Here is a 26,737-nt window from a genome sequence, read left to right on the forward strand (position 1 = left end):
CTCCGTTGAGTTATCCGCCCCTTGCGGGGCGGAATGGGGTTATTGGCTTAACAGACCGTTTTTACGTGCCTGATCTTCCCACTGCGGAATCACCGTTTTGATGAAGTCCTGCTTCTCAGCATTGATTTGCTGCATGTTCAGACCAATCGCCGCCTGGGCTTTCTCTTTGGTCGAGATATCCGGCAACGGAATTTCATGCGTGATGCCTTTGGTCGCCAGCAGACGGACCAGTTTGGTACGCGCGTCGGCGGCTTTATCCATTGCGCTACCCAGCATCCGCAGGCCTTCTTCCGGGGCGTGCATATGAATGCCGTGTGAGGCGATAGACAGGTCCCAACGCCATTGTGCGTGACGGATATCTTCCAGAATCGGCTTCATTTCCGCTTCAGTCGCGCCCGCATCCCATGCGGCTTTCGCTTCGAAGTGCGCACGAACCAGCTGATCTTCAACTTTGATTTTCAGGTCATGAATAGCCTGTTTACGCTCGGCGACCACTTTTTGCAGGGACGCTTTGTCCTGGGTGTGGCAGTTCGCGCAGGTCTGAGGGAAGTTGTCGAACGGGTTACCAATCTTATGGTCGGTATAGATCTTGCCTTCCGCGTTTTGCACTTTCGGCATGTGACAGTCGATACAGGTCACGTTGTTCTTGCCGTGAATGCCCGCGCTCCAGGTTTCATACTCCGGGTGCTGCGCTTTCAGCATCGGCGTTTTAGACAGGGAGTTGGTCCAGTCAGAGAAAGCAATGTTGTCGTAGTATTTCTCCATGTTCTCGACTTTCATGCCGTCGTCCCACGGGAACTTAACGGCTTTGTTTTTACCGTCGAAGTAGTATTCCACGTGGCACTGGCCGCAGACCATGGATTGCTGGTCAAAGCGACCGGCTTTCTCAAACGGTTTACCGATGGCTTCCATCGCGCGTTCTGCATAAGGACGCGACAGGGTCAGTTCTGGCTTGCCTTTGGCGAAGTCTGGTGACGCGGTATTATGGCAATCCGCACAACCGAGGTTGTTAACAATTTCCGGACCGCCGCGCGCCCATTTACCGTGGAAGTAGCCATCTTCACCGTCTTTCTGGATAAGACGCGCTACGTCCGGGCTTTTACAGCTCCAGCAGGCCATCGGCAACGGACCATCTTCTGCCGTTTTTGGTGCGCCGGTACGTAAGGTTTCACGGACATCGGTCACGGCATACGCGTGTCCCCGCGGTTTGTTGTAATCGCGCGAGAATGGGTATCCCGCCCACAGGATCACCAGACGCGGATCTTCTGCCAGTGCATCTTCACGGGCTGATTGCTCAGACGTGGCTTTCCAGGAGAGATATTGATCGGGATGCTGAGGTGCGAAGGTTTCATTCTTCGCTTCAACGGTGACGGTTTTTGCAGGTACAGAAGTTTGTTCAGCGTGAACAGCAGAAATAAATAATAAAGGTAATAACAGGCTGAAGAAACGGCGTACGCGTGATTTTATCCTTGCCATAGGGGTCTCATCCAGATGACGCCATTATCTGCAATGGCGGTTCTTTTATTGTTTTCCACAACAGCAACCACACGAATACTGTCATGACATTGCTCCACCCTATTTGTAACAAGAAACCACACTGAAAATGTTGTTTTTAATCAATTGTAAGTGTATGTAAAATACCACTTTAGAGTTATAACACCCCTCTAATCTCTCACTCTTTTGTCTAATTCAGAGACAGATCACCTTTTCAACAATCCTTTAGATAACTGCATGTTATCGCGAGATTTAATCAATTTTTGCTAGTTCCCTTCAAAATTCAGTTTGTCGCTAATTTGCACAATTCGTTTATTGCGTGATCTGCCGCGCAAATACTAAACAAAACTCTCAAAGCCCCTACATTTAACGTTTATGAGACATATTATTAACATCCTACAAGGAGAACAAAAGCCATGAGCCAAATACATAAACACGCTATTCCCGCAAACATTGCGGATCGTTGCCTGATAAATCCGGAGCAGTACGCAGAGAAATACCAGCAATCCGTTAACGAACCCGACACATTTTGGGGCGAGCAGGGAAAGATTCTTGATTGGATCAAGCCGTACAGCCAGGTGAAGAACACCTCCTTCGCACCAGGCAACGTGTCTATTAAATGGTACGAAGACGGCACCCTGAACCTGGCCGCAAACTGCCTTGACCGCCATCTGCAGGCAAACGGCGATCGTACCGCCATTATCTGGGAAGGCGATGACGCTACCCAAAGCAAAAACATTACCTATCGCGAGTTGCATCGCGATGTCTGCCGTTTCGCCAATACGCTACTGGATTTAGGCATTAAAAAAGGTGACGTGGTGGCCATTTATATGCCGATGGTGCCAGAAGCTGCGGTTGCCATGCTGGCCTGTGCCCGCATTGGGGCCGTGCATTCTGTCATCTTCGGTGGTTTCTCACCGGAAGCCGTCGCCGGACGTATTATCGACTCCAATTCACGCCTGGTGATCACCGCCGACGAAGGCGTACGCGCCGGACGCGCTATCCCACTGAAAAAGAACGTGGATGATGCGCTGAAAAATCCAAACGTAAAAACCGTTGAACATGTGGTCGTCCTCAAACGTACCGGTGGTAAAACGGAGTGGCAGGAAGGCCGTGACCTGTGGTGGTCCGATCTTATCGAGAAAGCCAGCTCAGAACACCAACCGGAAGAGATGAACGCGGAAGATCCACTGTTTATCCTGTATACCTCCGGTTCAACCGGCAAGCCAAAAGGCGTGCTGCACACCACCGGCGGGTATCTGGTCTACGCTGCAACCACCTTTAAGTACGTGTTTGATTACCATCAGGGCGATATCTATTGGTGCACCGCTGACGTGGGTTGGGTAACCGGACACAGCTACCTGCTGTACGGCCCGCTGGCCTGCGGCGCAACCACGCTGATGTTCGAAGGCGTACCAAACTGGCCAACGCCTGCGCGTATGTCGCAGGTTGTGGACAAGCACCAGGTCAATATTCTGTATACCGCACCGACCGCCATTCGCGCACTGATGGCAGAAGGCGACAAAGCGATTGAAGGTACTGACCGTTCGTCGCTGCGTATCCTGGGTTCCGTTGGCGAGCCGATCAACCCGGAAGCGTGGGAGTGGTACTGGAAGAAGATCGGCAACGAAAAATGTCCGGTCGTCGATACCTGGTGGCAGACCGAAACCGGGGGATTCATGATCACCCCACTGCCGGGCGCTACCGAGCTGAAAGCCGGTTCTGCAACCCGTCCATTCTTTGGCGTACAGCCTGCGATTGTCGATAACGAAGGTAATCCACTGGAAGGCGCGACGGAAGGTAACCTGGTGATTACCGACTCGTGGCCAGGCCAGGCGAGAACGCTGTTTGGCGATCACGAACGCTTTGAGCAAACCTACTTCTCTACCTTCAAGAATATGTACTTCAGCGGCGACGGCGCGCGCCGTGACGAAGATGGCTATTACTGGATTACCGGACGTGTGGACGATGTGCTGAACGTCTCTGGCCACCGTCTGGGAACGGCTGAAATCGAATCGGCGCTGGTGTCGCATCCGAAGATTGCCGAAGCCGCGGTGGTGGGAATTCCGCATAATATTAAAGGCCAGGCGATCTACGCCTACGTCACGCTGAATCACGGTGAAGAGCCGTCACCTGAGTTGTACGCCGAGGTTCGCAACTGGGTGCGTAAAGAAATTGGTCCGTTGGCAACGCCAGACGTGCTGCACTGGACCGACTCACTGCCGAAAACCCGCTCCGGCAAAATCATGCGCCGCATCCTGCGCAAAATCGCGGCGGGCGATACCAGCAATCTGGGCGATACCTCGACCCTCGCCGATCCTGGCGTCGTGGAGAAACTGCTCGAAGAGAAGCAGGCCATCGCGATGCCATCATAACAAAGTCCTGAAAATGCCGGATGGCGACGCGAAAGCGTCTTATCCGGCCTACAAATCTGACCCTACCCTCTCTTCACCGGGAGGGAAATATAAAAAACCTCCCCCAAAGGATTTCGTGTTACAGGAAGGCGGCAAGCGAGCACATCCCCAAGAGCATAGTTCACTATGTGACTGGGGTGGGCGAGTGCGGCCAACGAACCTGTAGCACGAAAGACGCAGGGGGACCTCTGGAGAGCTCTGTGATGAATGACCAAATTTATCAGCGGATAGAAGACAGTGCGCGTTTCAGGGAGTTAGTAGAAAAACGGCAACGGTTTGCCACCATTCTGTCCATCATCATGCTGGCAGTTTATATCAGCTTTATTTTATTGATTGCCTTTGCGCCGGGCTGGCTGGGTACTCCGCTACACGCGGGAACCAGCGTCACCCGCGGTATTCCGATTGGGGTCGGTGTGATCCTTATCTCCTTCATCCTGACCGGGATCTACATCTGGCGGGCAAACGGTGAATTCGATCGCCTGAACAATGCGGTTTTGCACGAGGTTAAAGCATCATGAAGAGAGTCCTGACGGCGCTTGCCGCCACGCTGCCCTTCGCCGCAAACGCGGCGGATGCTATTAGCGGTGCAGTCCAACGCCAGCCAACCAATTGGCAGGCGATTATTATGTTCCTGATTTTCGTCATCTTTACGCTCGGCATTACCTACTGGGCGTCAAAGCGCGTACGTTCGCGTAATGACTACTACACCGCTGGAGGTAACATCACCGGTTTCCAGAACGGGTTGGCGATTGCGGGCGACTATATGTCGGCGGCATCGTTCCTCGGGATTTCCGCGCTGGTCTTTACCTCCGGTTATGACGGGCTGATCTATTCACTCGGCTTCCTGGTCGGCTGGCCAATTATTCTGTTCCTGATTGCTGAGCGTTTGCGTAACCTGGGTCGTTACACCTTTGCAGACGTTGCGTCTTATCGTCTGAAGCAAGGGCCAATCCGTATTCTGTCCGCCTGTGGTTCCCTGGTGGTGGTTGCGCTGTATCTGATCGCCCAGATGGTTGGTGCAGGTAAGCTGATTGAGCTGCTGTTTGGTCTGAACTATCACATCGCTGTCGTACTGGTTGGCGTGCTGATGATGATGTACGTGCTGTTTGGCGGCATGCTGGCGACCACCTGGGTACAGATCATCAAAGCCGTACTGTTGCTGTTCGGTGCCAGCTTTATGGCCTTTATGGTGATGAAACACGTCGGCTTTAGCTTCAATAATCTGTTCACCGAAGCGATGGCGGTACACCCGAAAGGTTCAGCCATTATGAGCCCGGGCGGGTTGGTGAAAGATCCGATCTCCGCGCTGTCGTTAGGTCTCGGCCTGATGTTTGGTACGGCAGGCTTGCCGCACATCCTGATGCGCTTCTTCACGGTTAGCGATGCCCGTGAAGCACGTAAGAGTGTGTTCTACGCCACCGGTTTTATGGGTTATTTCTACATCCTGACCTTTATCATCGGCTTTGGCGCAATCATGCTGGTTGGTGCAAACCCTGCGTACAAAGATGCTGCGGGCGCGCTGATTGGCGGTAATAACATGGCGGCGGTTCACCTGGCGAATGCGGTAGGCGGTAACCTGTTCCTCGGCTTCATCTCGGCAGTGGCGTTTGCCACCATTCTGGCGGTGGTTGCCGGTCTGACGCTGGCGGGCGCATCGGCAGTGTCTCACGACCTGTACGCCAACGTGTTCCGCAAAGGCGCCACCGAACGTGAAGAGCTGCGGGTTTCGAAAATCACCGTGCTGGTGCTGGGCGTGATTGCCATCGTGCTCGGCGTGCTGTTCGAAAACCAGAACATCGCCTTCATGGTCGGCCTGGCGTTCGCCATCGCGGCGAGCTGTAACTTCCCCATCATTCTGCTCTCTATGTACTGGTCGAAACTGACCACGCGTGGCGCAATGTTGGGTGGCTGGTTAGGCCTGCTGACGGCAGTGGTGCTGATGATTCTTGGTCCAACGATTTGGGTCCAGATCCTCGGTCACGAAAAAGCCATTTTCCCGTATGAGTATCCGGCGCTGTTCTCCATCAGCGTAGCATTCCTCGGGATCTGGTTCTTCTCTGCCACCGATAACTCAGAAGAAGGTAACCGCGAACGCGAGCAGTTCCGTGCTCAGTTTATCCGTTCCCAGACCGGATACGGCGTAGAACAGGGTCGCGCGCACTAACTTCCCTTCTCCTCCGGCTTTCGGGCCGGAGGAATATATCTTTCCTCAGAACATCAGCCTCGCCACCAGCGGTGCCACCAGCACCATTACCACGCCGGAAAGCATCATCACCAGGCTGGCAACGACACCCTCCTGCTGACCGAGTTCATAAGAGCGTGCCGTGCCCGCACCGTGCGATGCTGCACCAAATCCTGCGCCTTTCGCCATCCCTTCACGAATGGAAAGCCGTAAAAACAGCACATCGCCGACCGCCATACCAAATACGCCGGTCACCACCACGAACAATGCCACCAGGTCCGGCTGCCCGCCCAACGGTTCTGCCGCCGCCAGCGCAAACGGTGTGGTGACGGAGCGCACCGCCAGACTACGTTGGATCTCATCAGGCAACATAAACAGGCGCGCCAGCCATACGGAACTGGTGACGGCCACCAGCGTTGCCGTTACCACACCCGCCGTCAGCGACATCCAGTGACGCTTAATCACGGCAAGGTTGTCATACACCGGAACGGCAAAGGCGATGGTCGCCGGGCCTAACAGCCACAGCAACCAGTGCGATTCACCAATATAGTTTTGCCAGGAGATATGGCCGAAAACCAGCATCAGCACCAGCAGGGCCGGGGTGAGAACTAATGGCATCAGGGGTAATTTACGAAAACGGCGATACAGACGCTTATTGGCAAAGTAGATACCCAGCGTAATCACCAGACACAATACGCTTAGCTGGAAATTACTCACGGTTTAGCCTGCGCATTTCATAGCGATACACTTTATCCACCACCCACGCCGTTGCGCCGAGCACCATCAGCGTACTGATCGCAATCACGGCAAATATACGCCAGCCATCAACCAGCAACAGCTGCGTGTAGTTCACAACGGCGACCACCGCCGGGACAAAAAACAGCAGCATTTCAGCCAGTAACCAGCGAGCACCTGCGCGAATCCAGTTCAGCGGGATAACCCGACAGACAATTAACGCCAGCATCAGCACCATCCCGACCAGGTTGGCGGGAAGCGGCAGATGCAGCCAGGAGACAAGATATTGAGCAAATACAAAAAGACCTGCGTACAACAGAACCTGAACGGGGATCTGGAGTCGGTGAATGACAGCAGGCGTCACGCGGCTTATCGCCACAGCCATGAGGGTATGTCCTTAAAAAATAGAGAGCGCCAGTATAGAGAGCCCCCTTCCAGGACTGAAATGAATTAAACTCATTGCAGGCATAGTCTTAAGGAATAATCATGGATATCAGAACGCTGCGATATTTTGTTGAAGTGGTTCGTCAGCAGAGCTTTACCCGCGCAGCGGAGAAGCTTTTTGTCACCCAGCCCACCATCAGCAAGATGTTGAAGAACCTTGAAGACGAGCTTAACTGCACGCTGTTAATCCGCGATGGTCGGCGACTGCTGTTAACCGATACCGGGCAGGTCGTTTTCGAACGCGGCCTGGCGATCCTTGCCGAGTTTCGCCAGCTTGAAGCGGAACTCAGTGACATAAATCACCTCAACAAGGGCGTGCTGCGCCTCGGTATCCCGCCCATGGTGGGGATGTTAATGGCTGGGCCGATCGGCCTGTTTCGCCAGCGCTATCCCGGCGTTGAGCTGAAGGTCTCTGAATTTGGCGGCTTAACCGTTCAGCAGGCGGTAATGAACGGTGACCTGGATGTCGCGATGACCGCGCTGCCGGTTGAAGAAGAGAGCGGTCTGGCAACCTTACCGCTTTTTAGCCATCCACTCTGCGTGTTGGTTCCTCGCTCCGGCCAGTGGACAACGTGCGAATCCATTCCCCCCGAGGCGCTGGCGGAACATCCGCTGCTTATCTACAACGAAGATTTCGCGTTGAGCCGCCAATTGCTTGAGCTGTTTAGCCAACACAACGTCAAACCCCGCATCGCGGTGCGCAGCGGGCAGTGGGATTTTCTGGCGGCAATGGTACAAGCCGGAGTCGGGATTGCCATTTTACCGGAGCCGATTTGCCAGCGGCTGGATAAGCAAACGTTGCGCTGGATCCCTCTGGAGAGTGACTTACGCTGGCAGTTGGGCATGATTTGGCGCGAAGGCGTGTATCTGTCGCACAGCGCCCAGGCGTGGCTCAAATGCTGTGAAGGGTTTTGGCTACCGCAAGCGTCGTAAAATGCCGGATGCGGCTAACGCCTTATCCGGCCTACATCGGTATGCCGGTGTTGTAGGCCTGATAAGCGTAGCGCATCAGGCACGTTCACCCGCATTAAAAACCATGATTTCACCTGCCCAATCTTGCGGGTACAAACCGTGCCTCACATCACGATGAAATGTTGAAAAAGGCCAAGCCTGTACCTGCTTTACCCAACCGTGCTTCACCGGGTTAATGTAAATATAATCAACATGCTGGCGATAATCATGTTCATCACGGATGGTGTGCTCCCAAAAGCGAGATTGCCAGATATGTCGGGAAGACAATGAGTGGGTGAAATGCTTCTTAATTTCCCGCCAGCGAGAGGAATAATCCGCATCATTGCCGGGTAACGTCCATATACAATGCATATGCTCGGGTAAAACGACCCACGCATTGATGCGAAAAGGCCTAACCTTATTGACCGCAGCGATTGCACACCGAAGCGCGTGAATGTTGGCAGTCAGAAGATGGCTTCGACGGTCCTGCAGATTTACCGTAAAAAACCAGGTTCCCCCATTGATGTAATTTCGTCGATAGTTGGACATGTTTCCCCCTTTCCTCAACCGTATGGAGAAAAGAGGGAATCGACAAGAGGGATGGATTCGTTCAGGAATGTCGCTCGCAAATTACACGATGAATAATTTCTTGCAGCCAGTTGCGCGCCATTTGGCCCACCTTTCGCCGGATGCGGCTAACGCCTTATCCGGCCTACATCGCTATTGCCGGTTTTGTAGGCCTGATAAGCGTAGCGCATCAGGCACCCCTTCGCCGGATGCGGCTAACGCCTTATCCGGCCTACATCGGTATGCCGGTCTTGTAGGCCTGATAAGCGTAGCGCATCAAGCACACCCTTCGCCGGATGCGGCTAGCGCCTTATCCGGCCTACATCGCTATTGCCGGTCTTGTAGGTCTGATAAGCGTAGCGCATCAGGCACACCCTTCGCCGGATGCGGCTGACGCCCTATCCGGCCTACATCACTATTCCCGATCTTGTAGGCCTGATAAGCGTAGCGCATCAGGCACACCCTTCGCCGGATGCGGCTGACGCCCTATCCGGCCTACATCACTATTCCCGATCTTGTAGGCCTGATAAGCGTAGCGCATCAGGCACACCTTTCGCCGGATGCGGCTAGCGCCTAATCCGGCCTACATCGCTGTTGCCGGTCTTGTAGGCCTGATAAGCGTAGCGCATCAGGCGCTATCGTTTACTGATTCTCAATCAACAGCGCTTCCAGCAAATCCAGGTCGTGCAGTAGTTTTTGCAGCGTTTCATTGCTGATTTCACGCGTGGCGCGCAGGTGATAAAGCTCCGCGCGTTCTGAACGCAGCGCTGCCAGGCGGAAACGTCGTTCGAGGTTTTCTTCCTGCATAGAGCTTTCCACATCGTTGCGCCCGTCGGCGCGTCGACGCAGGTTACCAATCACGCGTGAACTCACCTCGGTGAGCAACTGGTTATCGATGTTCTCTTCGGTGTCCGCGGCCAGTCGCTCCTCCATTTTCTGGATCGCGACAATCGCCACTTCTGCCGTGGCGGCGCGGGCAATACGTTCCTCTTTCTGCTGCTGCGAGTGGTCTGCCACTTCCAGATGTTGTAGCAGAATCGGCAGCATCACCACGCCAACAAACAACGAGAACAGGATCACGCCTGCGGCAAGGAAGATCAGCTCATATCGCGCCGGGAAGCCGCTACCGTCCGGTAACAACAGAGGAATGGAGAGTACACCGGCGAGGGTAATGGCCCCGCGTACACCGGCAAAAGAGGCGATCATGATTTCACGCGTCGTCCAGGATCCAAACTCCATCGGTTTTTTCTTCAGGAAGCGCAGACTGAACTTTTTCATGGTCCACAGCCAGCCAAAACGCACCAGCATTAGCGCCACGTAAATCAGCACGACATCGGTAAACAGCATCCAGATTTCAACATTCGGATCGGCCTCGGCCGCCGCCAAAGAAGACTCCAGAATTCCCGGTAACTGTAGCCCTAACAGCAAGAAGACCATGCCGTTAAATACAAACTCCAGCATCGCCCAGGTACTGTTAGCACGTAAACGCATCGCCAGTGGCGCGCGGCGCATCACCCCGGAACGGGTGATCGTCATCCCGGCAGCGACCGCCGCGAGGATACCGGAAACGCCGATATGTTCCGCAATCAGGTAAGACGCAAACGGCAGCAGGAACAGCAGGACGATTTGCGTTGCCGGCTCGTCACCGCCCCAGCGGCTGAGGAAGCGCAGGGAGCGGCCGTACAGCCAACTGACGACAAAACCAGCCAGGATGCCGCCAATCGCCACTTTGAAGAACTCAAGCGTTGCGCCACCAACGGTGAATACCATCGTCCCCATCGCCACGGCGACGGCAAACTTCAGAGAGACCAGACCGGAGGCGTCGTTCATCAACGCTTCGCCCTGCAGGATACCCATGATTTTCTTCGGTATACGTCCCTCTCCCACAATGCCGGAAAGTGCGACGGCATCGGTTGGCGATAGCACAGCAGCCAGCGCAAAGGCTGGGATGAGAGGGATCCCCGGCACCAGCCAGTAAATCATAAATCCAATGCCGACCACCGTGACCAGCACCAGCGCCAGTGCCAGGCCGAAAATCTCTCGCCCGTGCTCGAGAAACTCACGCGTTGGCGTCTTCCAGCCATCGGCAAAGAGCAGCGGCGGGATGAACAGAACCAGGAACAGCTCAGGATCGAATTCCACATGCAAACCAAACGTCGGCCACGCCAGCAAGGCGCCGATGGCGATCTGCATAAGGGGTAAAGGAAGTTGGAAGGGCAATACGCGAGTAAATACCCCCGACAGCGAGACCACAAGGGTCATGATGAGTATGGTGAAAAAGATTTCCATGCGTTCCCTGTTTGCGATGTTTCTTATGATTGCTAATGAGAGGCGTCGTGCCTCAATTCTATCTAATTGAGAGTAACGCAAAAGACAACGAGTGTGTTCTGAAAATGAAAACGGGCGGCCAAAGCCACCCGTTTTTAGGATCGTCAGGAAATCAGAATCAGATAGCCCAACCGCCGGCGTAGAAGGCCACCAGCGCGATGGCGATCACCACGGTGCCGATGTTCAGTTTGCGCCATTCACCAGAAACGATGCGGCCAATTACCAGGGTCGCAAAGCCAATCATGATGCCGGTAACGATGTTACAGGTCAGCACGATAAATACGGCCGTAACCAGTCCCGCCATCGCGTCGACAAAGTCAGCGAAATCGATTTTCGCGACGTTGCTCAGCATCAACAGACCCACATACATCAGCGCAGGTGCCGTTGCGTACACAGGTACAAGATAAGAGAGCGGAGAGAGGAACAGGATCAGCAGGAACAGTACGCCAACGGTGATCGCTGTCAGGCCAGTTTTACCGCCTGCCGCCGTACCCGCTGCGGATTCAATGTAAACCGCCGCCGGAGCTGCGCCCACCAGACCAGAGAACACGCTGCTCAGGGAGTCAGTGGTCAGCGCCTTACCACCGTCGATAATCTGTCCGTCTTTATCCAGCAGATTCGCCTGTCCGGCTACCGCGCGGATGGTTCCGGTTGCATCGAAGACAGCGGTCATGACCAGCGCCAGCACGCTCGGCAGGACAATCGGGTTCAGTGCCCCCATGATATCCAGGCTGCCGATCAGCGAGTTGCCGTTTTCATCACTCAGAGACGGCATGGCAAAAATGCCGGAGAAATGCACTGCCGGGTCGAAAATCAGACCAACCACTGAAATACCGATAATGGTCAGCAGAATGCCACCCGGTACTTTCAGTTTTTCGAGGCCAATAATCACCGCCAGACCAATTAACGACATAATGACCGGGAAGGTATCGAAGTCACCCAGCGCAACCGGCAGGCCGTCCAGCGGGTTCTTAATTACCAGACCGACACCGTTTGCCGCAATCAGCAGCAGGAACAGGCCGATACCAATCCCCGTACCATGCGCAACGCCCTGCGGCAGATTGCGCAGGATCCAGCTACGGATACCGGTCGCGGAAATGATGGTAAACAGGACCCCCATCAGGAACACCGCACCCAGCGCAACGGGCACGCTAATATGTTGGCCCAGCACCAGGCTGAATGCGGTAAATGCGGTCAGAGAAATGGCGCAACCAATTGCCAGCGGCAAGTTTGCCCACAGGCCCATCACAATAGAACCGACGCCCGCGACCAGACAGGTCGCCACAAATACAGCAGCAGGTGGGAACCCGGCTTTACCCAGCATCCCCGGAACCACGATAACGGAGTAGACCATGGCCAGGAAGGTCGTTAATCCGGCAACGACTTCCTGACGAACGGTACTGCCGCGGAGCGAAATTTTAAACCAGGCGTCGAGTGAACCGCCGGTACGCGCTGAAGGCGTAGACATAGAAAACATCCCCTGAGAGTTTATTTTTTCGTCATTATGCGTGCTGGACAATCCACTGCCTGCTAAACGTTTTCTCCATGTGCCAGGTTTGCGTCAATAGGGGTGTCGCAAAAAAGCAAACGTTTAGCTCCGCGCATAAAAAACGGGTGGTAAAAAAAAGCAAACGATTATCCAGCGATCATACGCTGGTTTTCAACTGAACTTTGCCGCTTTTTACTCATTTCTTCTTATAACGCGCAAGAAATAACCAGTCGATGCGCAAACGTTATCGTCAATGCGCAATTTGGCAACAAATTTCGCGGAGTTATTACATCATCGGCGTGTTTATTTCGCGCAACTCGCGCAAGAAAACAGGTGAAGATGCGGAAAATTTTTTGGCTAAAAAATCACCATTTCACTGGCAAATGGAGGGAGGTGGCTTACACTTACATTATCAACACAGGCCGGAACCTCCCCTAATGTGCTCGACTGAGGGGTGTTGATGTCGGGGGAAACCCTCCCGTGAACCAGCGGGATAGAGTGAAAGACAAAGACCGGAACCAAACTAAAGCGCCCTCTGTGGCGCTTTAGTTTTATATCCTTCATACCCGTCACATATTTTAAACCAATTAATCATCTTCCAGCAGGCGCGCTCCGGTCCCCTGCTCGCCAAGCTGATCGCCAGGGTTACGCAACGGGCAATCGCTACGTGACAAGCATCCGCAACCAATACACCCATCCAGCTCATCACGTAGCGCCACCAAAGTATGGATGCGTCGGTCCAGTTCTTCACGCCATTGCGAAGAGAGCTGCTTCCACTCTTTGGCACTAAGCGAATGCCCCTCGGGTAATACACCTAACGCGTCACCGATCGTGGCCAGCGGGATCCCGATGCGTTGAGCAATCTTGATTATCGCGACGTAACGCAACACATCACGTTTGTATCGCCGCTGATTGCCGCTGTTGCGCATGCTACTGATTAACCCTTTGCTTTCATAGAAATGCAGGGTCGATACCGCCACGCCGCTACGTTTGGCGACTTCACCTGGTGTGAGCAGCGCTTTTATCCGGGGTAATTTCTTTTCCATAAATCGCTTTACCTCAAGTTAACTTGAGGAATTATACTCGCCCACAGACAAAACGACGAATCGAATACTGAGAAAGAGGCAGCCCTATGTCCCATCAGCAGATTATTCAGACCCTTATTGAATGGATTGATGAACATATCGATCAACCGCTGAACATTGAGGCGGTGGCGAAAAAATCAGGTTACTCGAAGTGGTATTTACAAAGAATGTTCCGCACGGTGACGCGCCAGACCTTGGGTGACTACATCCGCCAGCGTCGGCTTTTGCTGGCCGCCGTTGAACTGCGGACAACTGAGCGACCTATTTTTGATATCGCGATGGATCTTGGTTATGTGTCGCAACAAACCTTCTCGCGTGTGTTTCGCCGCGAATTTGATCGTACTCCCAGCGACTACCGCCATCGTCTGTAATATTATTGCCCGCTCTGCGTCAGTATGGCGGGCGACCGTTGTATCCAGTGCATGAATTCCTGCGGCGGCAGCGCCTTCGCAAAATACCAGCCCTGACAATACTGTACGCCGCGTTCAAGCAGCCATTCGATTTGCTCCTTCGTTTCCACCCCTTCCGCAATCGTCTTCAGGTGTAAGCTTTGTGCCATCTCAATAATATGTTCGGCAATCAAGTGACTGGTGCTGTTAGTGGACAACGTGCTAATAAACGATTTGTCGATCTTCAGGATATCGACATTCAGCGCTGACAAATTATGCAGATTGGAATATCCCGTGCCAAAATCATCAAATGCCACTTCATAACCCGCCTTGCGGAACGCCTGGATTACGGGGGTCATTTTATGTACATCTATGAACCCACGCTCGGTCACTTCAACTTTAATTTGCTGGGCCGCCACGGAGTACTCACGATTTTTGTCGTTAATCAGGGCAATCAATCGGGATGAATGAAAGTCAGAAGCGGAAAGGTTAATCGAGATAGAAAGCTGAGGATGCGCCGAAAGAAAATACCCCAAATCGTTGAACACCTCTTCAACGACATAATCCGTGATCCGCTCAATCATTCCCTCTTTTTCAGCCAGTGGAATAAACTCCGTCGGGCTCATCACCTCACCTTTACAGCCCGGCCAGCGCAGCAGAGCTTCAGCACCAACACATTGCCCATTCTTAATATCAATGATCGGCTGGTAATGCAGGCAAAGCTGACGTTTTTTGATCGCGCGTTTTAATAAGCGCCGGGGAGATAAGTATTCCTGGCGCGTGCGCCACCACATTAGCAGTATCAGGATGCTGCAGATAATCCCGAAGGGAATGGTTAATGCCGCCTCGTGATAGAAAATCTGACTTACGCGGTTGTCTGAGGTCGACACAATAATCGCAATTGGACGTTTTTCTGAATGCACGATGGTGTAGAAGCGATCGTCTTGTTGAAAGGTCGAGGCTTCACCGCGTATGAGCGGCGCGAATTGCGCAATATTTGCCGCTTCACTAGCAGAGAAAAACGTATCTGTTACTGTGTCATACACGCCCCAGGAGAGATCCGGATCATCTGACATGACTTCGCTGTAGGACAATGGATTGATGACTGCTACGTAGTTCCCGCGTTGCATGTACGTCATTCTGTAGCCAGCGAAAAAAGGGGTATCGCGGTAGTAATAGATGGCGATATCCGGCGTACGTTTATAATCGGCTGTCGGCATAATATAAGTAACAGGCGGCGCCATCGACGTAGAGCACAAAAAGTGATCGCCCTGCGCATAAATTAGCTCACTGATATATAAACGACCGCGAATAATATTTAGCATACTTTTCTGATGTGCCGGGGTACACATCTTACCCTGATACAACTGGGCCATATCACGCGCCAAATCAGCTTGTAGGATCACCAATTCTGTTTTATTTAACACCAGTTGAGCAAAAGAGCGGAGTTGGCTATGGGTTTCGGTCATCGCCCGGATGTGCGCAAACCATATCGCCAGCACCACGGGGAACAATACCACCATGAATGTTCCTAGGAACTTCAGCATCTTGCGTCGCGCACTGTGATTCATGTCAGCCCTATTTCCCTGTTTCGTATATGCCAGAACCCATCAAGGCAGGATGCTATAAACACCGACTGATTAAGTTGCATGAATCTATCAGTATTAGCAACAGACTTCTCTATGTAAAAGTCTGATAATAGTTGATGATGATATTATTTTTCCGTAAGGCAAACTTAAAGTTATGCTTATTTCATAACGTTATTATCCCCACGGAGTAATTTTTTATGAGCATTATCCTGGCTGCATTTAAGAAATTCATTAATTTTTTTTAACGTTTAATTTAGGATAAATATAACAAGCAGACTAAATGCATGTTTAAAAAATGGTTATTTATTATCAACTCTTCATTAAACAAAACCACACACCTGGAGTGGTTATAAGCCTACAAAAATAACGGCCAATGCTGGTGAACAAACGACCAGATGTGATATAGTTCACAAAAATCATGTAACAGAAACAATGTTTCATTCATGTTATTGCCCGTCGATAGCCAGAGTATCACACCCTCGGTGAACACCCCCGCGCTGTCCTGGGCATCCAGACTTTCTGAGGACGTTTTTCATGGCGACAATAACAACTGGCGTGGTTCTTCTGCGGTGGCAACTACTCAGCGCGGTGCTGATGTTTTTAGCCAGTACGCTCAATATCCGTTTTCGTAAATCAGATTATATTGGCCTGGCCGTCATTAGCAGCGGTTTGGGGCTGGTTTTTGCCTGCTGGTTTGCGACTGGATTGCTCGGCATAACCCTGGTGGATATGTCCGCTATCTGGAAGAACATTGAAACCGTAATGGTTGACGTGATGAGCCACACACCGCCAGATTGGCCTATGGTGTTGAACTGATAACAAAATTGCATATGGCTACCCCAGTCTTGAGGTAGCCATTATTTTCAGCGTAACGCAGTGGGATTAGAACGGAATATCGTCGTCGAAATCCATCGGCGGCTCGTTAGACGGCGCTGCCGGCGCTGACTGTTGCGGGCGAGACTGCGCGCCGCCGCTGAACTGGTTGCCACCCTGCGGCTGCTGAGGTTGACCCCAACCGCCCTGCTGCTGACCGCCACCTGCCGGAGCACCACCACCCTGACGACCACCCAGCATTTGCATGGTGCCGCCAACGTTAACCACAACTTCTGTGGTGTACTTTTCTACACCGGACTGATCGGTCCATTTGCGGGTACGCAGCTGACCTTCGATATAGACCTGAGAACCTTTACGCAGATATTCGCTGGCCACTTCCGCCAGTTTGCCAAACAGCACAACACGGTGCCATTCAGTCTGCTCTTTCATTTCACCGGTCGCTTTATCACGCCAGGATTCGGAAGTAGCCAGCGTAATGTTGGCAACTGCGCCACCATTCGGCATATAGCGTACTTCCGGGTCCTGGCCCAGATTACCGACGAGAATCACCTTGTTTACGCCTCTGCTGGCCATGATCGTGTCTCCTGAAAAACGTTACTGAATAAGTGTAAGCGCGGGATTGTAGCATTTCCAATAGCGCTTTTACTACGTTGCGAAGTTGATTCCAGTAAACAACTCCAGCCAGACATTGTTGCACAGACGTCTGCGTTTTGCATTCCAATACTGTATATCCATTCAGGTCAGGTTGTGTCATAATTAACCGTTTGTGATCGCCGGTAGCACCATGCAGCCAGGCAAAAAAGCGTTTAATCCGGGAAAGATGAATGGATAAGATCGAAGTTCGGGGCGCCCGCACCCATAATCTCAAAAACATCAACCTCGTCATCCCGCGCGACAAGCTGATTGTCGTCACCGGGCTTTCGGGCTCAGGCAAATCTTCGCTCGCTTTCGACACCTTATATGCCGAAGGGCAGCGTCGTTACGTTGAATCCCTTTCCGCGTACGCGCGTCAATTTCTGTCGCTGATGGAAAAACCGGACGTCGACCACATTGAGGGGCTCTCTCCTGCCATCTCAATTGAACAAAAATCGACGTCCCATAACCCGCGATCCACGGTAGGTACAATTACCGAAATTCACGACTATCTGCGTCTGCTGTTTGCCCGCGTTGGCGAGCCGCGCTGTCCGGATCACGACGTCCCCCTGGCAGCGCAGACCGTAAGCCAGATGGTGGATAACGTCCTGTCGCAGCCGGAAGGTAAGCGTCTGATGCTGCTGGCGCCGGTGATCAAAGAGCGTAAAGGCGAGCACACCAAAACGCTGGAAAACCTGGCAGGCCAGGGCTATATCCGCGCCCGTATCGACGGTGAAGTCTGTGACCTTTCCGATCCGCCCAAGCTTGAGCTGCAAAAGAAACACACCATTGAAGTGGTGATTGACCGCTTTAAAGTCCGTGACGATCTCACCCAACGACTGGCGGAATCCTTTGAAACCGCGCTGGAACTGTCCGGCGGTACGGCGGTCGTTGCCGATATGGACGACCCGAAAGCGGAGGAGCTGCTGTTCTCCGCCAACTTCGCCTGCCCTATCTGCGGCTATAGCATGCGCGAACTGGAACCGCGGCTGTTCTCGTTTAACAACCCGGCGGGCGCGTGTCCAACCTGTGACGGTCTCGGCGTGCAGCAATATTTCGATCCTGATCGGGTGATCCAAAACCCGGAACTGTCGCTGGCCGGTGGTGCTATCCGCGGTTGGGATCGCCGTAACTTCTATTACTTCCAGATGCTTAAGTCTCTGGCGGAACACTATAAATTCGACGTTGAAGCCCCGTGGGCCAGCCTGAACCCTGCTGTGCATAAAGTGGTACTGTACGGTTCCGGTAAAGAGAATATCGAATTTAAATACATGAACGATCGCGGTGATACGTCCGTACGTCGCCATCCGTTCGAAGGCGTATTGCACAATATGGAGCGCCGCTATAAAGAGACGGAATCCAGCGCAGTACGTGAAGAATTAGCCAAGTTCATCAGTAACCGTCCTTGCGCCAGCTGTGAAGGGACGCGTTTACGCCGGGAAGCCCGTCACGTATTTGTTGAAAATACGCCGCTGCCTGCGATTTCTGACATGAGCATCGGTCATGCAATGGATTTCTTCAACAATCTGAAGCTCGCAGGTCAGCGGGCGAAGATTGCCGAGAAAATTCTTAAAGAGATTGGCGATCGTCTGAAGTTCCTGGTCAACGTCGGCCTCAACTACCTGACGCTATCGCGGTCGGCGGAAACACTCTCCGGCGGTGAGGCCCAGCGTATTCGCCTGGCAAGCCAGATCGGCGCGGGTCTGGTCGGTGTAATGTACGTACTGGATGAGCCGTCTATTGGCCTGCACCAGCGCGATAACGAACGTCTGCTGGGTACGCTTATCCACCTGCGTAATCTGGGTAATACCGTTATTGTGGTCGAGCACGATGAAGACGCGATTCGCGCCGCTGACCACGTTATCGATATCGGCCCGGGCGCGGGTGTTCACGGCGGTCAGGTCGTCGCCGAAGGGACGCTCGACGACATCATGGCAGTGCCTGAGTCGCTGACCGGCCAGTACATGAGCGGTAAACGCAAGATTGAAGTGCCTAAACAGCGCGTTGCGGCTGACCCAGAGAAAGTGCTGAAACTCACCGGCGCACGCGGTAATAACCTGAAAGATGTCACCCTGACGCTGCCGGTAGGTTTATTTACCTGCATTACCGGTGTTTCCGGTTCGGGTAAATCGACGCTGATTAACGACACACTGTTCCCGATTGCACAGACGGCGCTAAACGGTGCGACGCTGGCTGAACCTGCGCCGTATCGCGACGTTCAAGGCCTGGAGCATTTCGACAAAGTGATCGACATTGACCAAAGCCCGATTGGCCGTACGCCGCGCTCTAACCCGGCAACCTACACCGGGGTGTTTACGCCAGTGCGCGAACTGTTTGCCGGTGTACCGGAGTCACGAGCACGCGGTTACACGCCGGGGCGTTTCAGCTTTAACGTCCGTGGCGGACGCTGTGAAGCCTGTCAGGGCGACGGCGTGATCAAAGTCGAAATGCACTTCCTGCCGGATATCTACGTGCCGTGCGATCAGTGCAAAGGCAAGCGCTATAACCGCGAAACGTTAGAAATTAAGTACAAAGGCAAGACTATCCACGAAGTGCTGGATATGACGATTGAAGAAGCACGTGAGTTCTTCGATGCCGTTCCGGCGCTGGCACGTAAGCTGCAAACGCTGATGGACGTTGGCCTGACGTACATTCGGCTGGGTCAGTCCGCTACCACGCTCTCAGGCGGTGAAGCACAGCGCGTGAAGCTGGCGCGCGAACTGTCCAAACGCGGTACCGGGCAAACGCTGTATATTCTCGATGAGCCGACCACCGGTCTGCATTTTGCGGATATTCAGCAACTGTTGGACGTGCTGCATCAACTCCGGGATCAGGGCAACACCATCGTGGTGATTGAGCACAATCTGGACGTGATTAAGACCGCAGACTGGATTGTCGATCTCGGTCCGGAAGGCGGTAGCGGCGGCGGCGAAATCCTTGTCTCCGGCACACCAGAAACTGTCGCTGAGTGTGAAGCCTCACACACGGCCCGCTTCCTCAAACCGCTGTTGTAATTACGCAACACTTGTCTGGCCTACAGAATATGCATAAAGCCTGTAGGCCGGATAAGGTGCTTGCGCCGCATCCGGCAACAGTTGTGCCTGATGGCACTGCGCTTATCAGCACCTACGAAACTACAGAATACGCATAAAGCCTGTAGGCCGGATAAGGTGCTTGCGCCGCATCCGGCAACCGTTGTGCCTGATGGCGCTGCGCTTATCAGGCCTACGAAACTACAGACCAGGTATAAAGCCTGTAGGCCGGATAAGGTGCTTGCGCCGCATCCGGCGAAACGGATCAGGGCTGCGTCAGTATCCGGCGTTTATCTTCCGGCAACGTGTTCACAGCCTGCTGATAAGAGGCGTCGACCAGATAATAAATCTGTGAATCCGGCAGCGAGCCGTCCAGATACACCGTACTCCAGTGCGCCTTATTGAGATGCCTGCTTGGCCGAACATCGCTATGCTGCTGGCGCAACAGTTCTGCCAGTTCAGGGCTGGTTTTCAGAGACACCGCCGGGCGTTCTTCCACCTCTTTTACCATGGCAAAAAGCACATCTTCGACTTTGATTTGCGTGGCCTTCCAATCACTGTGAACGCTCTGCTCCGCGCCCGTTTTTGCCATGCAGTATTGCAGCAACTCCGAATTCGTCATCTTTATTCCCCTTACCAGCATATTGCCTCATGAGAACATCTTTTATTCAGTGTGCAGCAAGTCCGCAAAAGGTAAAAGCCAGCAATGTAAATTTGTTTAAAAAAACAGCAATCCGCAGCCAGCGTCCTCAATATTCCGAGTTGACGATCACCTCTTCACCAAACGCACCGGCCTGTGGCAGCGGCTTATAAGTGGAGTTAGAGGCGCGCAAAATGCGAATACCGCGAATACCCACGTCGCGAGCGGCAGTGATGTCATTATCGGAGTCACCGTAGAACATGCGGATATTTTTATCCTGCAGCCACTGCGTTTTGGTGTTCTGACCCGGCTTGTCGCCGGCAAAAATGACCGGATTCATATTTCCAGCTGGGATGTGAAAGTTATCAGACAACGTTTTCGACACCGTTTCAGTCTTCGTCTGGCTACGCCCGGTCACGAAAAAGATGCTGTCACCGCGACGCACGTGCATATCAATCAGTTGGCGCGCGACTTCTTTTGGAATACTGAACTCGTCCCAGCCATTGTTCATTTTTTCCCAGAAGGCCGGATTCTTCAGGTAATCCTCACTGTCCGGAGAATACGTTTTTTTACCGCGCCAGAAGCCTGGGCTGGAAAAGAGGACAGTGTCATCGATATCAAACCCGACGGCCATCGGCGGACGTCCGGTCAGGCTGTTTTCAATTTGTGCCACGGAGACCCAGTGAATGGGAGCCTGCTCAGCGAGCTTTGCAACGTTAGTGCCTGGATTGAGCTGAGAGGGAGAAGAAACGAGTGCCTGGGCTGGCTGATTAAGCGTGAACAATAAACAAACGGCACTCAGTGCCAACGTAAACTTGCGCATATTTTTCCCTAAGTAGTCAGTTAGTTATCATTTTTTTATTAACAACTGGTCAAAAAACTATCTGACCTTACCCCTTAGGGGGAGGGAAAGGAAGGATTTTCTCTGGTTTTGTCCTGGAAAAGGAGCACGATCACATTGGAAAACAGGCCTGATGGCGCGACGCTTATCAGGCCTGCAAAGTCGGTTACATGACGGCGGCAAATGCCTTCGCCACGCGCTGCACGTTACCGTGATTCAACCCGGCCACGCACATGCGACCACTGGCGATCAGGTATACACCGAACTCATCGCGCAGACGATCAACCTGGGCTGCGCTAAGCCCGGTATAGCTGAACATCCCGCGCTGTTGCAGCAGGTAGTCAAAGTTACGGCCTGGGATCTCCGTATTCAATACGTTAACCAACTCCTGGCGCATCGCCAGAATGCGGGTACGCATCTCTTCAACTTCCGCCTGCCAACTGGCTTTCAGCGCGTCATCCCCCAGTACCGCGGCAACTACCTGCGCACCAAAGTTTGGCGGGCTGGAGTAGTTCCGACGCACCGTCGCTTTTAGCTGCCCCAGCACGCGGCTAGCGGCTTCAGCGTCTTCACATACCACTGACAGTCCGCCGACACGCTCGCCGTATAAGGAGAAAATCTTCGAGAATGAGTTACTGACCAGAGCAGGCAATCCGGCGCTGGCAATGGCGCGAATCGCATAGGCATCGTCTTCCATTCCACCACCAAAGCCCTGGTAAGCAATGTCCAGGAACGGAATCAGATCGCGTGCTTTCAGGATCTCAATAACGCTATCCCACTGCGCAGGCGTTAAATCCGCCCCTGTCGGGTTATGGCAGCACGGATGTAGCAGCACGATGCTGCGCGCCGGTAGGGTATTCAGCGTTGCCAGCAGGTCGTTGAAACGCACGCCGTTGGTCGTGTCGTCATACCATGGGTAAGTGCTTACTTCGAATCCGGCACCTTCAAAAATCGCGATATGGTTTTCCCAGGTCGGATCGCTGACCCACACGCCAGAATCAGGGAAATAACGTTTCAGGAAGTCTGCGCCAACCTTTAACGCACCGGAGCCGCCCAGCGTCTGAATGGTTGCGACGCGCTGCTGCTGGAGAACCGGATGTTCTGCGCCAAACAGCAGCGGCGCAATAGTATGGCGATACGTGTTCAGACCTTCCATCGGCAGATACAGCGAAGCGCCATGCGGTTTGGCATTGAGGCGGGCTTCCGCTTCTGCCACAGCTTTAAGCTGAGGAATAATGCCGTCTTCGTTGTAATACAGGCCGATGCTGAGATTCACTTTGTCGCTACGTGAATCTTCTTTGAAGCGCTCCATGAGCGATAAGATCGGGTCGCCGGCGTAGGCGTCAACTTTTTGAAACACGTGTGGTTCTCCGGGTTTACAGGCAGGGGTTAAGAACACAATAAACCGGAAGTGGGAGAAGATCGAGAGGATGTTGAGAGGAATATTGCCGGAAGGCGGCGTAACCACCTGTCCGGCACATCATGCTGCTAATCGATATACTTCATCGCTACCCTTGAGGTCAGGCGCGTAATAAGTTCGTAAGCACTTACTTTCGTCATTTCAGCAATGCGTTCAACGGGCAAGCCCTCGCCCCACAGAATCACCGAATCGCCGGCTTTATCCTGCGCTTCGGGGCCTAAATCGACGCAGATCATATCCATCGCGACGCGACCGACGATCGGCACTTCACGGCCATTGACCAGCACCGGTGTTCCAGACGGCGCCGCACGCGGGTAACCATCGCCATAGCCCATCGCTACCACGCCAAGACGCGTGTCGCGCTCGCTCTGCCAGGTACCGCCATAGCCGACCGGTTCGCCCGCTTTGTGCTCACGCACCGCAATCAGGCTGGAGGTTAGCGACATTACCGGCTGGCAGCCAAAATCAGCGCCGATAGAGTGGTTTTCCAGCGGTGATACACCGTACAGAATCAGCCCCGGACGCGCCCAGTCGAAGTGAGACTGCGGCCACAGCAAAATACCACCCGACGCGGCAATCGAACGCTGCCCCGGTTTGCCTTCACAAAAACTGTTGAAGATATCGAGCTGTTTTTCGGTCGCGCCACACTCAGGCTCGTCCGCGCGAGCAAAGTGGCTGACGATATTGACCGGCTGGCGCACGTTTTCACACTGTGTTAAGCGCTGATAAAACGCCTCGGCCTGCTCAGGGCGTACGCCCAGTCGATGCATACCCGTGTCGAGCTTCATCCAGACGGTAACGGGTTCAGCCAGTTTAGCGGCTTCCAGGGCTTCGAGCTGCTCCTGGTTGTGGACGGCAGTATGCAGGCGCTGCGCGGAAATAGTCGGCAGATCGGAGGCATCAAAAAATCCTTCCAGCAGCAGGATGGGCTGCGTGATCCCTCCCGCTCGCAAGCGCAGGGCTTCTTCAAGACGAGCGACACCAAAAGCGTCCGCATCGGGGAGCGTTCGCGCGGTCTCTAACAGACCATGGCCGTAGGCGTTCGCTTTCACAACCGCAACCAGTTTGCTGGCTGGAGCCAGTTCACGCAGACGTTGCAGGTTGTGTCGCAGAGCGCGGCGGTTAATAACTACAGTTGCCGCTTGCATTTGTATTCCTTAGAAATTACTCATCGTCATATTGAGGACCGGCATAGTTGTCGAATCGCGACCACTGTCCGTTAAACGTCAGGCGAACCGTTCCGATCGGGCCGTTACGTTGCTTACCAATAATGATTTCTGCGATCCCTTTCAGGTCGCTGTTTTCGTGATAAACCTCATCACGATAGATAAACATGATTAAGTCGGCATCCTGCTCGATGGAGCCAGACTCACGCAGATCCGAGTTGACCGGACGCTTGTCGGCACGTTGTTCCAGAGAGCGGTTAAGCTGCGACAGCGCCACCACCGGCACATGCAGTTCTTTCGCTAACGCTTTCAGCGAGCGGGAGATTTCTGCAATTTCCAGCGTACGGTTGTCGGAGAGCGACGGCACGCGCATCAGCTGCAGGTAGTCGATCATGATAAGTCCGATACCGCCATGTTCACGGGCGATACGACGGGCACGCGAGCGCACTTCCGTAGGCGTCAGGCCGGAGGAGTCATCAATATAGATGTTTCGTTTCTCCAGCAAAATACCCATTGTTCCGGAAATTCGCGCCCAGTCTTCATCATCCAGTTGACCGGTACGAATTTTGGTTTGGTCTACGCGTGAGAGCGAGGCCAGGGAACGCATCATGATCTGTTCTGAGGGCATTTCAAGACTAAAGATAAGAACCGGCTTATCCTGCAACATCGCCGCATTTTCGACGAGGTTCATTGCAAATGTCGTTTTACCCATCGACGGACGCGCGGCGACGATAATTAAGTCTGACGGCTGCAAACCAGCCGTCTTTTTATTGAGGTCGTCATAACCGGTGTTCACCCCGGTGACGCCGTCGTGCGGTTGCTGGAACAGCTGCTCGATACGCGCGACGGTGGCGTCGAGCACGTCAGTAATATTTTTCGGGCCTTCGTCTTTATTAGCGCGGCTTTCCGCGATTTTAAAGACACGGGATTCTGCAAGGTCCAACAGATCTTCACTGGAGCGCCCTTGCGGATCAAAACCGGCTTCCGCGATTTCGTTCGCAACTGAAATCATGTCACGAACAACGGCACGTTCGCGGACGATATCCGCATAAGCGCTAATGTTCGCCGCACTTGGCGTGTTTTTAGACAACTCAGCCAGGTAAGCAAAACCGCCGACGCTGTCCAGTTGTCCCTGAACTTCCAGCGACTCTGCCAGCGTGATCAGATCGATGGGTTTTCCCATCTCCTGCAGGCGATGCATTTCCGTGAAGATATGCCGGTGCGGACGGGTATAAAAATCTTCCGCCACCACACGCTCGGCGACATCGTCCCAGCGTTCGTTATCCAGCATTAAACCGCCCAACACCGACTGTTCCGCTTCAATCGAGTGCGGCGGTACTTTCAGCCCGGCGACCTGGGGATCGCGCTCACGAGCATCAGTCTGTTGTTTGTTGAAGGGTTTATTTCCTGCCATAGTGAATGGAGTTACCGAGATAATGATTGGGTCGAAAGATTACCACATTTCTTTTGGAGGAAGCATGGCAACACGTATTGAATTTCACAAGCATGGTGGCCCTGATGTACTCAAGGCGGTAGAGTTTACGCCCGTAGACCCGGCGGAAAACGAAATCCAGGTCGAGAACAAAGCGATTGGGATCAACTATATCGACACCTACATCCGCAGTGGTCTTTATCCACCGCCTTCCCTGCCCAGCGGGCTGGGTACCGAAGCCGCCGGCGTAGTCAGCAAAGTTGGCAGCAAAGTGACACACATTAAAGCTGGCGATCGCGTGGTGTACGCCCAGTCTGCTCTTGGCGCCTACAGCTCAGTGCATAACGTTCCGGCCGATAAAGCCGCCATCCTGCCTAACGCTATCTCGTTTGAACAAGCTGCCGCCTCGTTTCTTAAAGGGCTAACCGTTTTTTATCTGTTACGTAAAACCTATGAAATTCAACCTGATGAGCCGTTTTTGTTCCATGCAGCTGCGGGCGGCGTCGGCATGATTGCCTGCCAGTGGGCAAAAGCATTGGGTGCGAAGCTGATTGGTACCGTCGGCAGTGCGCAAAAAGCGCAAATTGCGCTGCAGGCTGGCGCATGGCAGGTCATTAACTATCGTGAAGAGAGCATTGTTGAGCGAGTGAAAGAGGTAACTGGCGGTAAAAAAGTGCGGGTGGTGTATGACTCGGTGGGGAAAGATACCTGGGAAGCCTCGCTGGATTGTTTACAGCGCCGGGGATTAATGGTCAGCTTTGGTAATGCTTCCGGGCCGGTTACTGGCGTGAACTTAGGCATTCTGAACCAGAAAGGTTCGCTATACGTGACCCGTCCTTCTCTACAGGGTTACATCACCAATCACCGCGAATTAACCGAAGCCAGCAATGAGCTTTTCTCGCTGATTGCCAGTGGAGTGATCAAAGTGGATGTCGCGCCTGGTCAAACGTTCGCACTGCACGATGCACAGCGTGCTCATGAAGTACTGGAAAGCCGGGCCACGCAGGGATCGAGTTTGCTGATTCCGTAACGCCATCATTTTCCCCTAAATAATTCAAGCTCCAGGAAGGCG

At 53.4% G+C, this 26,737-nt stretch carries 22 protein-coding genes; 8 read left to right on the plus strand and 14 right to left on the minus strand.

Going from position 1 to position 26,737, the window contains the following annotated elements:
- Positions 1-39 precede the first annotated feature (39 nt).
- Positions 40-1,476 (minus strand): ammonia-forming nitrite reductase cytochrome c552 subunit, encoded by a 1,437-nt coding sequence (nrfA, locus tag OGY10_RS00995; RefSeq protein ID WP_003826647.1) that lies wholly within the window; start codon positions 1,474-1,476, stop codon positions 40-42.
- A gap of 434 nt (positions 1,477-1,910) precedes the next feature.
- On the opposite strand from nrfA, the gene acs reads away from it, so the two are divergent.
- The 3 genes from acs to actP all read left to right on the plus strand — a co-directional run bounded on the left by acs (position 1,911) and on the right by actP (position 6,072).
- On the plus strand, positions 1,911-3,869 hold the full coding sequence (gene acs, locus OGY10_RS01000) for an acetate--CoA ligase (protein WP_003826645.1): 1,959 nt from the start codon (positions 1,911-1,913) through the stop codon (positions 3,867-3,869).
- Positions 3,870-4,111: 242 nt separating this feature from the next.
- Positions 4,112-4,426 (plus strand): DUF485 domain-containing protein, encoded by a 315-nt coding sequence (locus OGY10_RS01005; protein ID WP_003031750.1) that lies wholly within the window; start codon positions 4,112-4,114, stop codon positions 4,424-4,426.
- Positions 4,423-6,072: a cation/acetate symporter ActP gene (gene actP, locus OGY10_RS01010; RefSeq protein WP_008786931.1), complete on the plus strand. Its 1,650-nt coding sequence runs from the start codon at positions 4,423-4,425 to the stop codon at positions 6,070-6,072. The genes OGY10_RS01005 and actP overlap by 4 nt, the downstream gene beginning before the upstream one ends.
- 45 nt (positions 6,073-6,117) lie before the next feature.
- On the opposite strand, the gene OGY10_RS01015 is transcribed toward actP, so the two are convergent.
- Together OGY10_RS01015 and OGY10_RS01020 are read right to left on the minus strand one after the other, a co-directional pair.
- Positions 6,118-6,807 (minus strand): LrgB family protein, encoded by a 690-nt coding sequence (locus OGY10_RS01015; RefSeq protein WP_003031745.1) that lies wholly within the window; start codon positions 6,805-6,807, stop codon positions 6,118-6,120.
- A complete protein-coding gene (locus OGY10_RS01020; RefSeq protein ID WP_003826638.1) occupies positions 6,800-7,210 on the minus strand; it encodes a CidA/LrgA family protein in 411 nt (136 codons plus the stop codon). The genes OGY10_RS01015 and OGY10_RS01020 overlap by 8 nt, the downstream gene beginning before the upstream one ends.
- A gap of 101 nt (positions 7,211-7,311) precedes the next feature.
- On the opposite strand from OGY10_RS01020, the gene OGY10_RS01025 reads away from it, so the two are divergent.
- Entirely contained in the window at positions 7,312-8,202 is an 891-nt protein-coding gene (locus OGY10_RS01025; protein WP_003826636.1) for a LysR family transcriptional regulator, read from the plus strand.
- 75 nt (positions 8,203-8,277) lie between these two features.
- Here the strand turns inward: OGY10_RS01025 and OGY10_RS01030 are convergent, their stop codons facing one another.
- The 4 genes from OGY10_RS01030 to soxR form a co-directional block, all read right to left on the minus strand.
- A complete protein-coding gene (locus tag OGY10_RS01030) occupies positions 8,278-8,769 on the minus strand; it encodes an REP-associated tyrosine transposase (RefSeq protein ID WP_191226528.1) in 492 nt (163 codons plus the stop codon).
- A gap of 660 nt (positions 8,770-9,429) precedes the next feature.
- Complete coding sequence (locus tag OGY10_RS01035; RefSeq protein ID WP_003826634.1) at positions 9,430-11,076, minus strand: Na+/H+ antiporter; 1,647 nt, start codon at positions 11,074-11,076, stop codon at positions 9,430-9,432.
- 157 nt (positions 11,077-11,233) lie between these two features.
- Positions 11,234-12,583 (minus strand): guanine/hypoxanthine transporter GhxP, encoded by a 1,350-nt coding sequence (ghxP, locus tag OGY10_RS01040; protein ID WP_003826632.1) that lies wholly within the window; start codon positions 12,581-12,583, stop codon positions 11,234-11,236.
- 608 nt (positions 12,584-13,191) lie between these two features.
- Positions 13,192-13,650: a redox-sensitive transcriptional activator SoxR gene (gene soxR, locus OGY10_RS01045; RefSeq protein ID WP_003826630.1), complete on the minus strand. Its 459-nt coding sequence runs from the start codon at positions 13,648-13,650 to the stop codon at positions 13,192-13,194.
- Between the two features lie 86 nt (positions 13,651-13,736).
- On the opposite strand from soxR, the gene soxS reads away from it, so the two are divergent.
- Positions 13,737-14,060, plus strand: a complete 324-nt coding sequence (soxS, locus tag OGY10_RS01050; RefSeq protein WP_003031731.1) for a superoxide response transcriptional regulator SoxS — start codon at positions 13,737-13,739, stop codon at positions 14,058-14,060.
- 2 nt (positions 14,061-14,062) lie between these two features.
- Here soxS and pdeC read toward each other — a convergent pair whose 3' ends face one another.
- A complete protein-coding gene (gene pdeC, locus OGY10_RS01055) occupies positions 14,063-15,649 on the minus strand; it encodes a cyclic di-3',5'-guanosine monophosphate phosphodiesterase PdeC (RefSeq protein WP_048236344.1) in 1,587 nt (528 codons plus the stop codon).
- Between the two features lie 552 nt (positions 15,650-16,201).
- Here pdeC and OGY10_RS01060 point away from each other — a divergent pair.
- Positions 16,202-16,483, plus strand: a complete 282-nt coding sequence (locus OGY10_RS01060; RefSeq protein ID WP_003826625.1) for a YjcB family protein — start codon at positions 16,202-16,204, stop codon at positions 16,481-16,483.
- Between the two features lie 66 nt (positions 16,484-16,549).
- Here the strand turns inward: OGY10_RS01060 and ssb1 are convergent, their stop codons facing one another.
- A complete protein-coding gene (gene ssb1, locus OGY10_RS01065; protein WP_003826621.1) occupies positions 16,550-17,074 on the minus strand; it encodes a single-stranded DNA-binding protein SSB1 in 525 nt (174 codons plus the stop codon).
- 251 nt (positions 17,075-17,325) lie between these two features.
- Here ssb1 and uvrA point away from each other — a divergent pair, with 251 nt between their 5' ends.
- The gene (gene uvrA, locus OGY10_RS01070) at positions 17,326-20,148 is read left to right on the plus strand and encodes an excinuclease ABC subunit UvrA (protein ID WP_003826619.1); all 2,823 of its coding nucleotides are present in this window, start codon (positions 17,326-17,328) and stop codon (positions 20,146-20,148) included.
- A gap of 283 nt (positions 20,149-20,431) precedes the next feature.
- On the opposite strand, the gene OGY10_RS01075 is transcribed toward uvrA, so the two are convergent.
- The 5 genes from OGY10_RS01075 to dnaB all read right to left on the minus strand — a co-directional run bounded on the left by OGY10_RS01075 (position 20,432) and on the right by dnaB (position 25,647).
- Entirely contained in the window at positions 20,432-20,788 is a 357-nt protein-coding gene (locus OGY10_RS01075) for an MmcQ/YjbR family DNA-binding protein (protein ID WP_008786927.1), read from the minus strand.
- 127 nt (positions 20,789-20,915) lie between these two features.
- The gene (aphA, locus tag OGY10_RS01080) at positions 20,916-21,629 is read right to left on the minus strand and encodes an acid phosphatase AphA (protein ID WP_003826615.1); all 714 of its coding nucleotides are present in this window, start codon (positions 21,627-21,629) and stop codon (positions 20,916-20,918) included.
- A gap of 184 nt (positions 21,630-21,813) precedes the next feature.
- On the minus strand, positions 21,814-23,007 hold the full coding sequence (gene tyrB / locus OGY10_RS01085; protein ID WP_060683094.1) for an aromatic amino acid transaminase: 1,194 nt from the start codon (positions 23,005-23,007) through the stop codon (positions 21,814-21,816).
- Between the two features lie 128 nt (positions 23,008-23,135).
- Positions 23,136-24,215: an alanine racemase gene (alr, locus tag OGY10_RS01090; RefSeq protein WP_008786925.1), complete on the minus strand. Its 1,080-nt coding sequence runs from the start codon at positions 24,213-24,215 to the stop codon at positions 23,136-23,138.
- Positions 24,216-24,231: 16 nt separating this feature from the next.
- Entirely contained in the window at positions 24,232-25,647 is a 1,416-nt protein-coding gene (gene dnaB / locus OGY10_RS01095; RefSeq protein ID WP_003826610.1) for a replicative DNA helicase, read from the minus strand.
- A 64-nt stretch (positions 25,648-25,711) separates the two neighbouring features.
- Here dnaB and OGY10_RS01100 point away from each other — a divergent pair, with 64 nt between their 5' ends.
- Entirely contained in the window at positions 25,712-26,695 is a 984-nt protein-coding gene (locus OGY10_RS01100) for a quinone oxidoreductase (protein ID WP_008786924.1), read from the plus strand.
- Positions 26,696-26,737 lie beyond the last annotated feature (42 nt).

The organism is Citrobacter sp. Cpo148, from assembly GCF_030332375.1.
Taxonomy (GTDB): Bacteria; Pseudomonadota; Gammaproteobacteria; order Enterobacterales; family Enterobacteriaceae; genus Citrobacter; species Citrobacter portucalensis.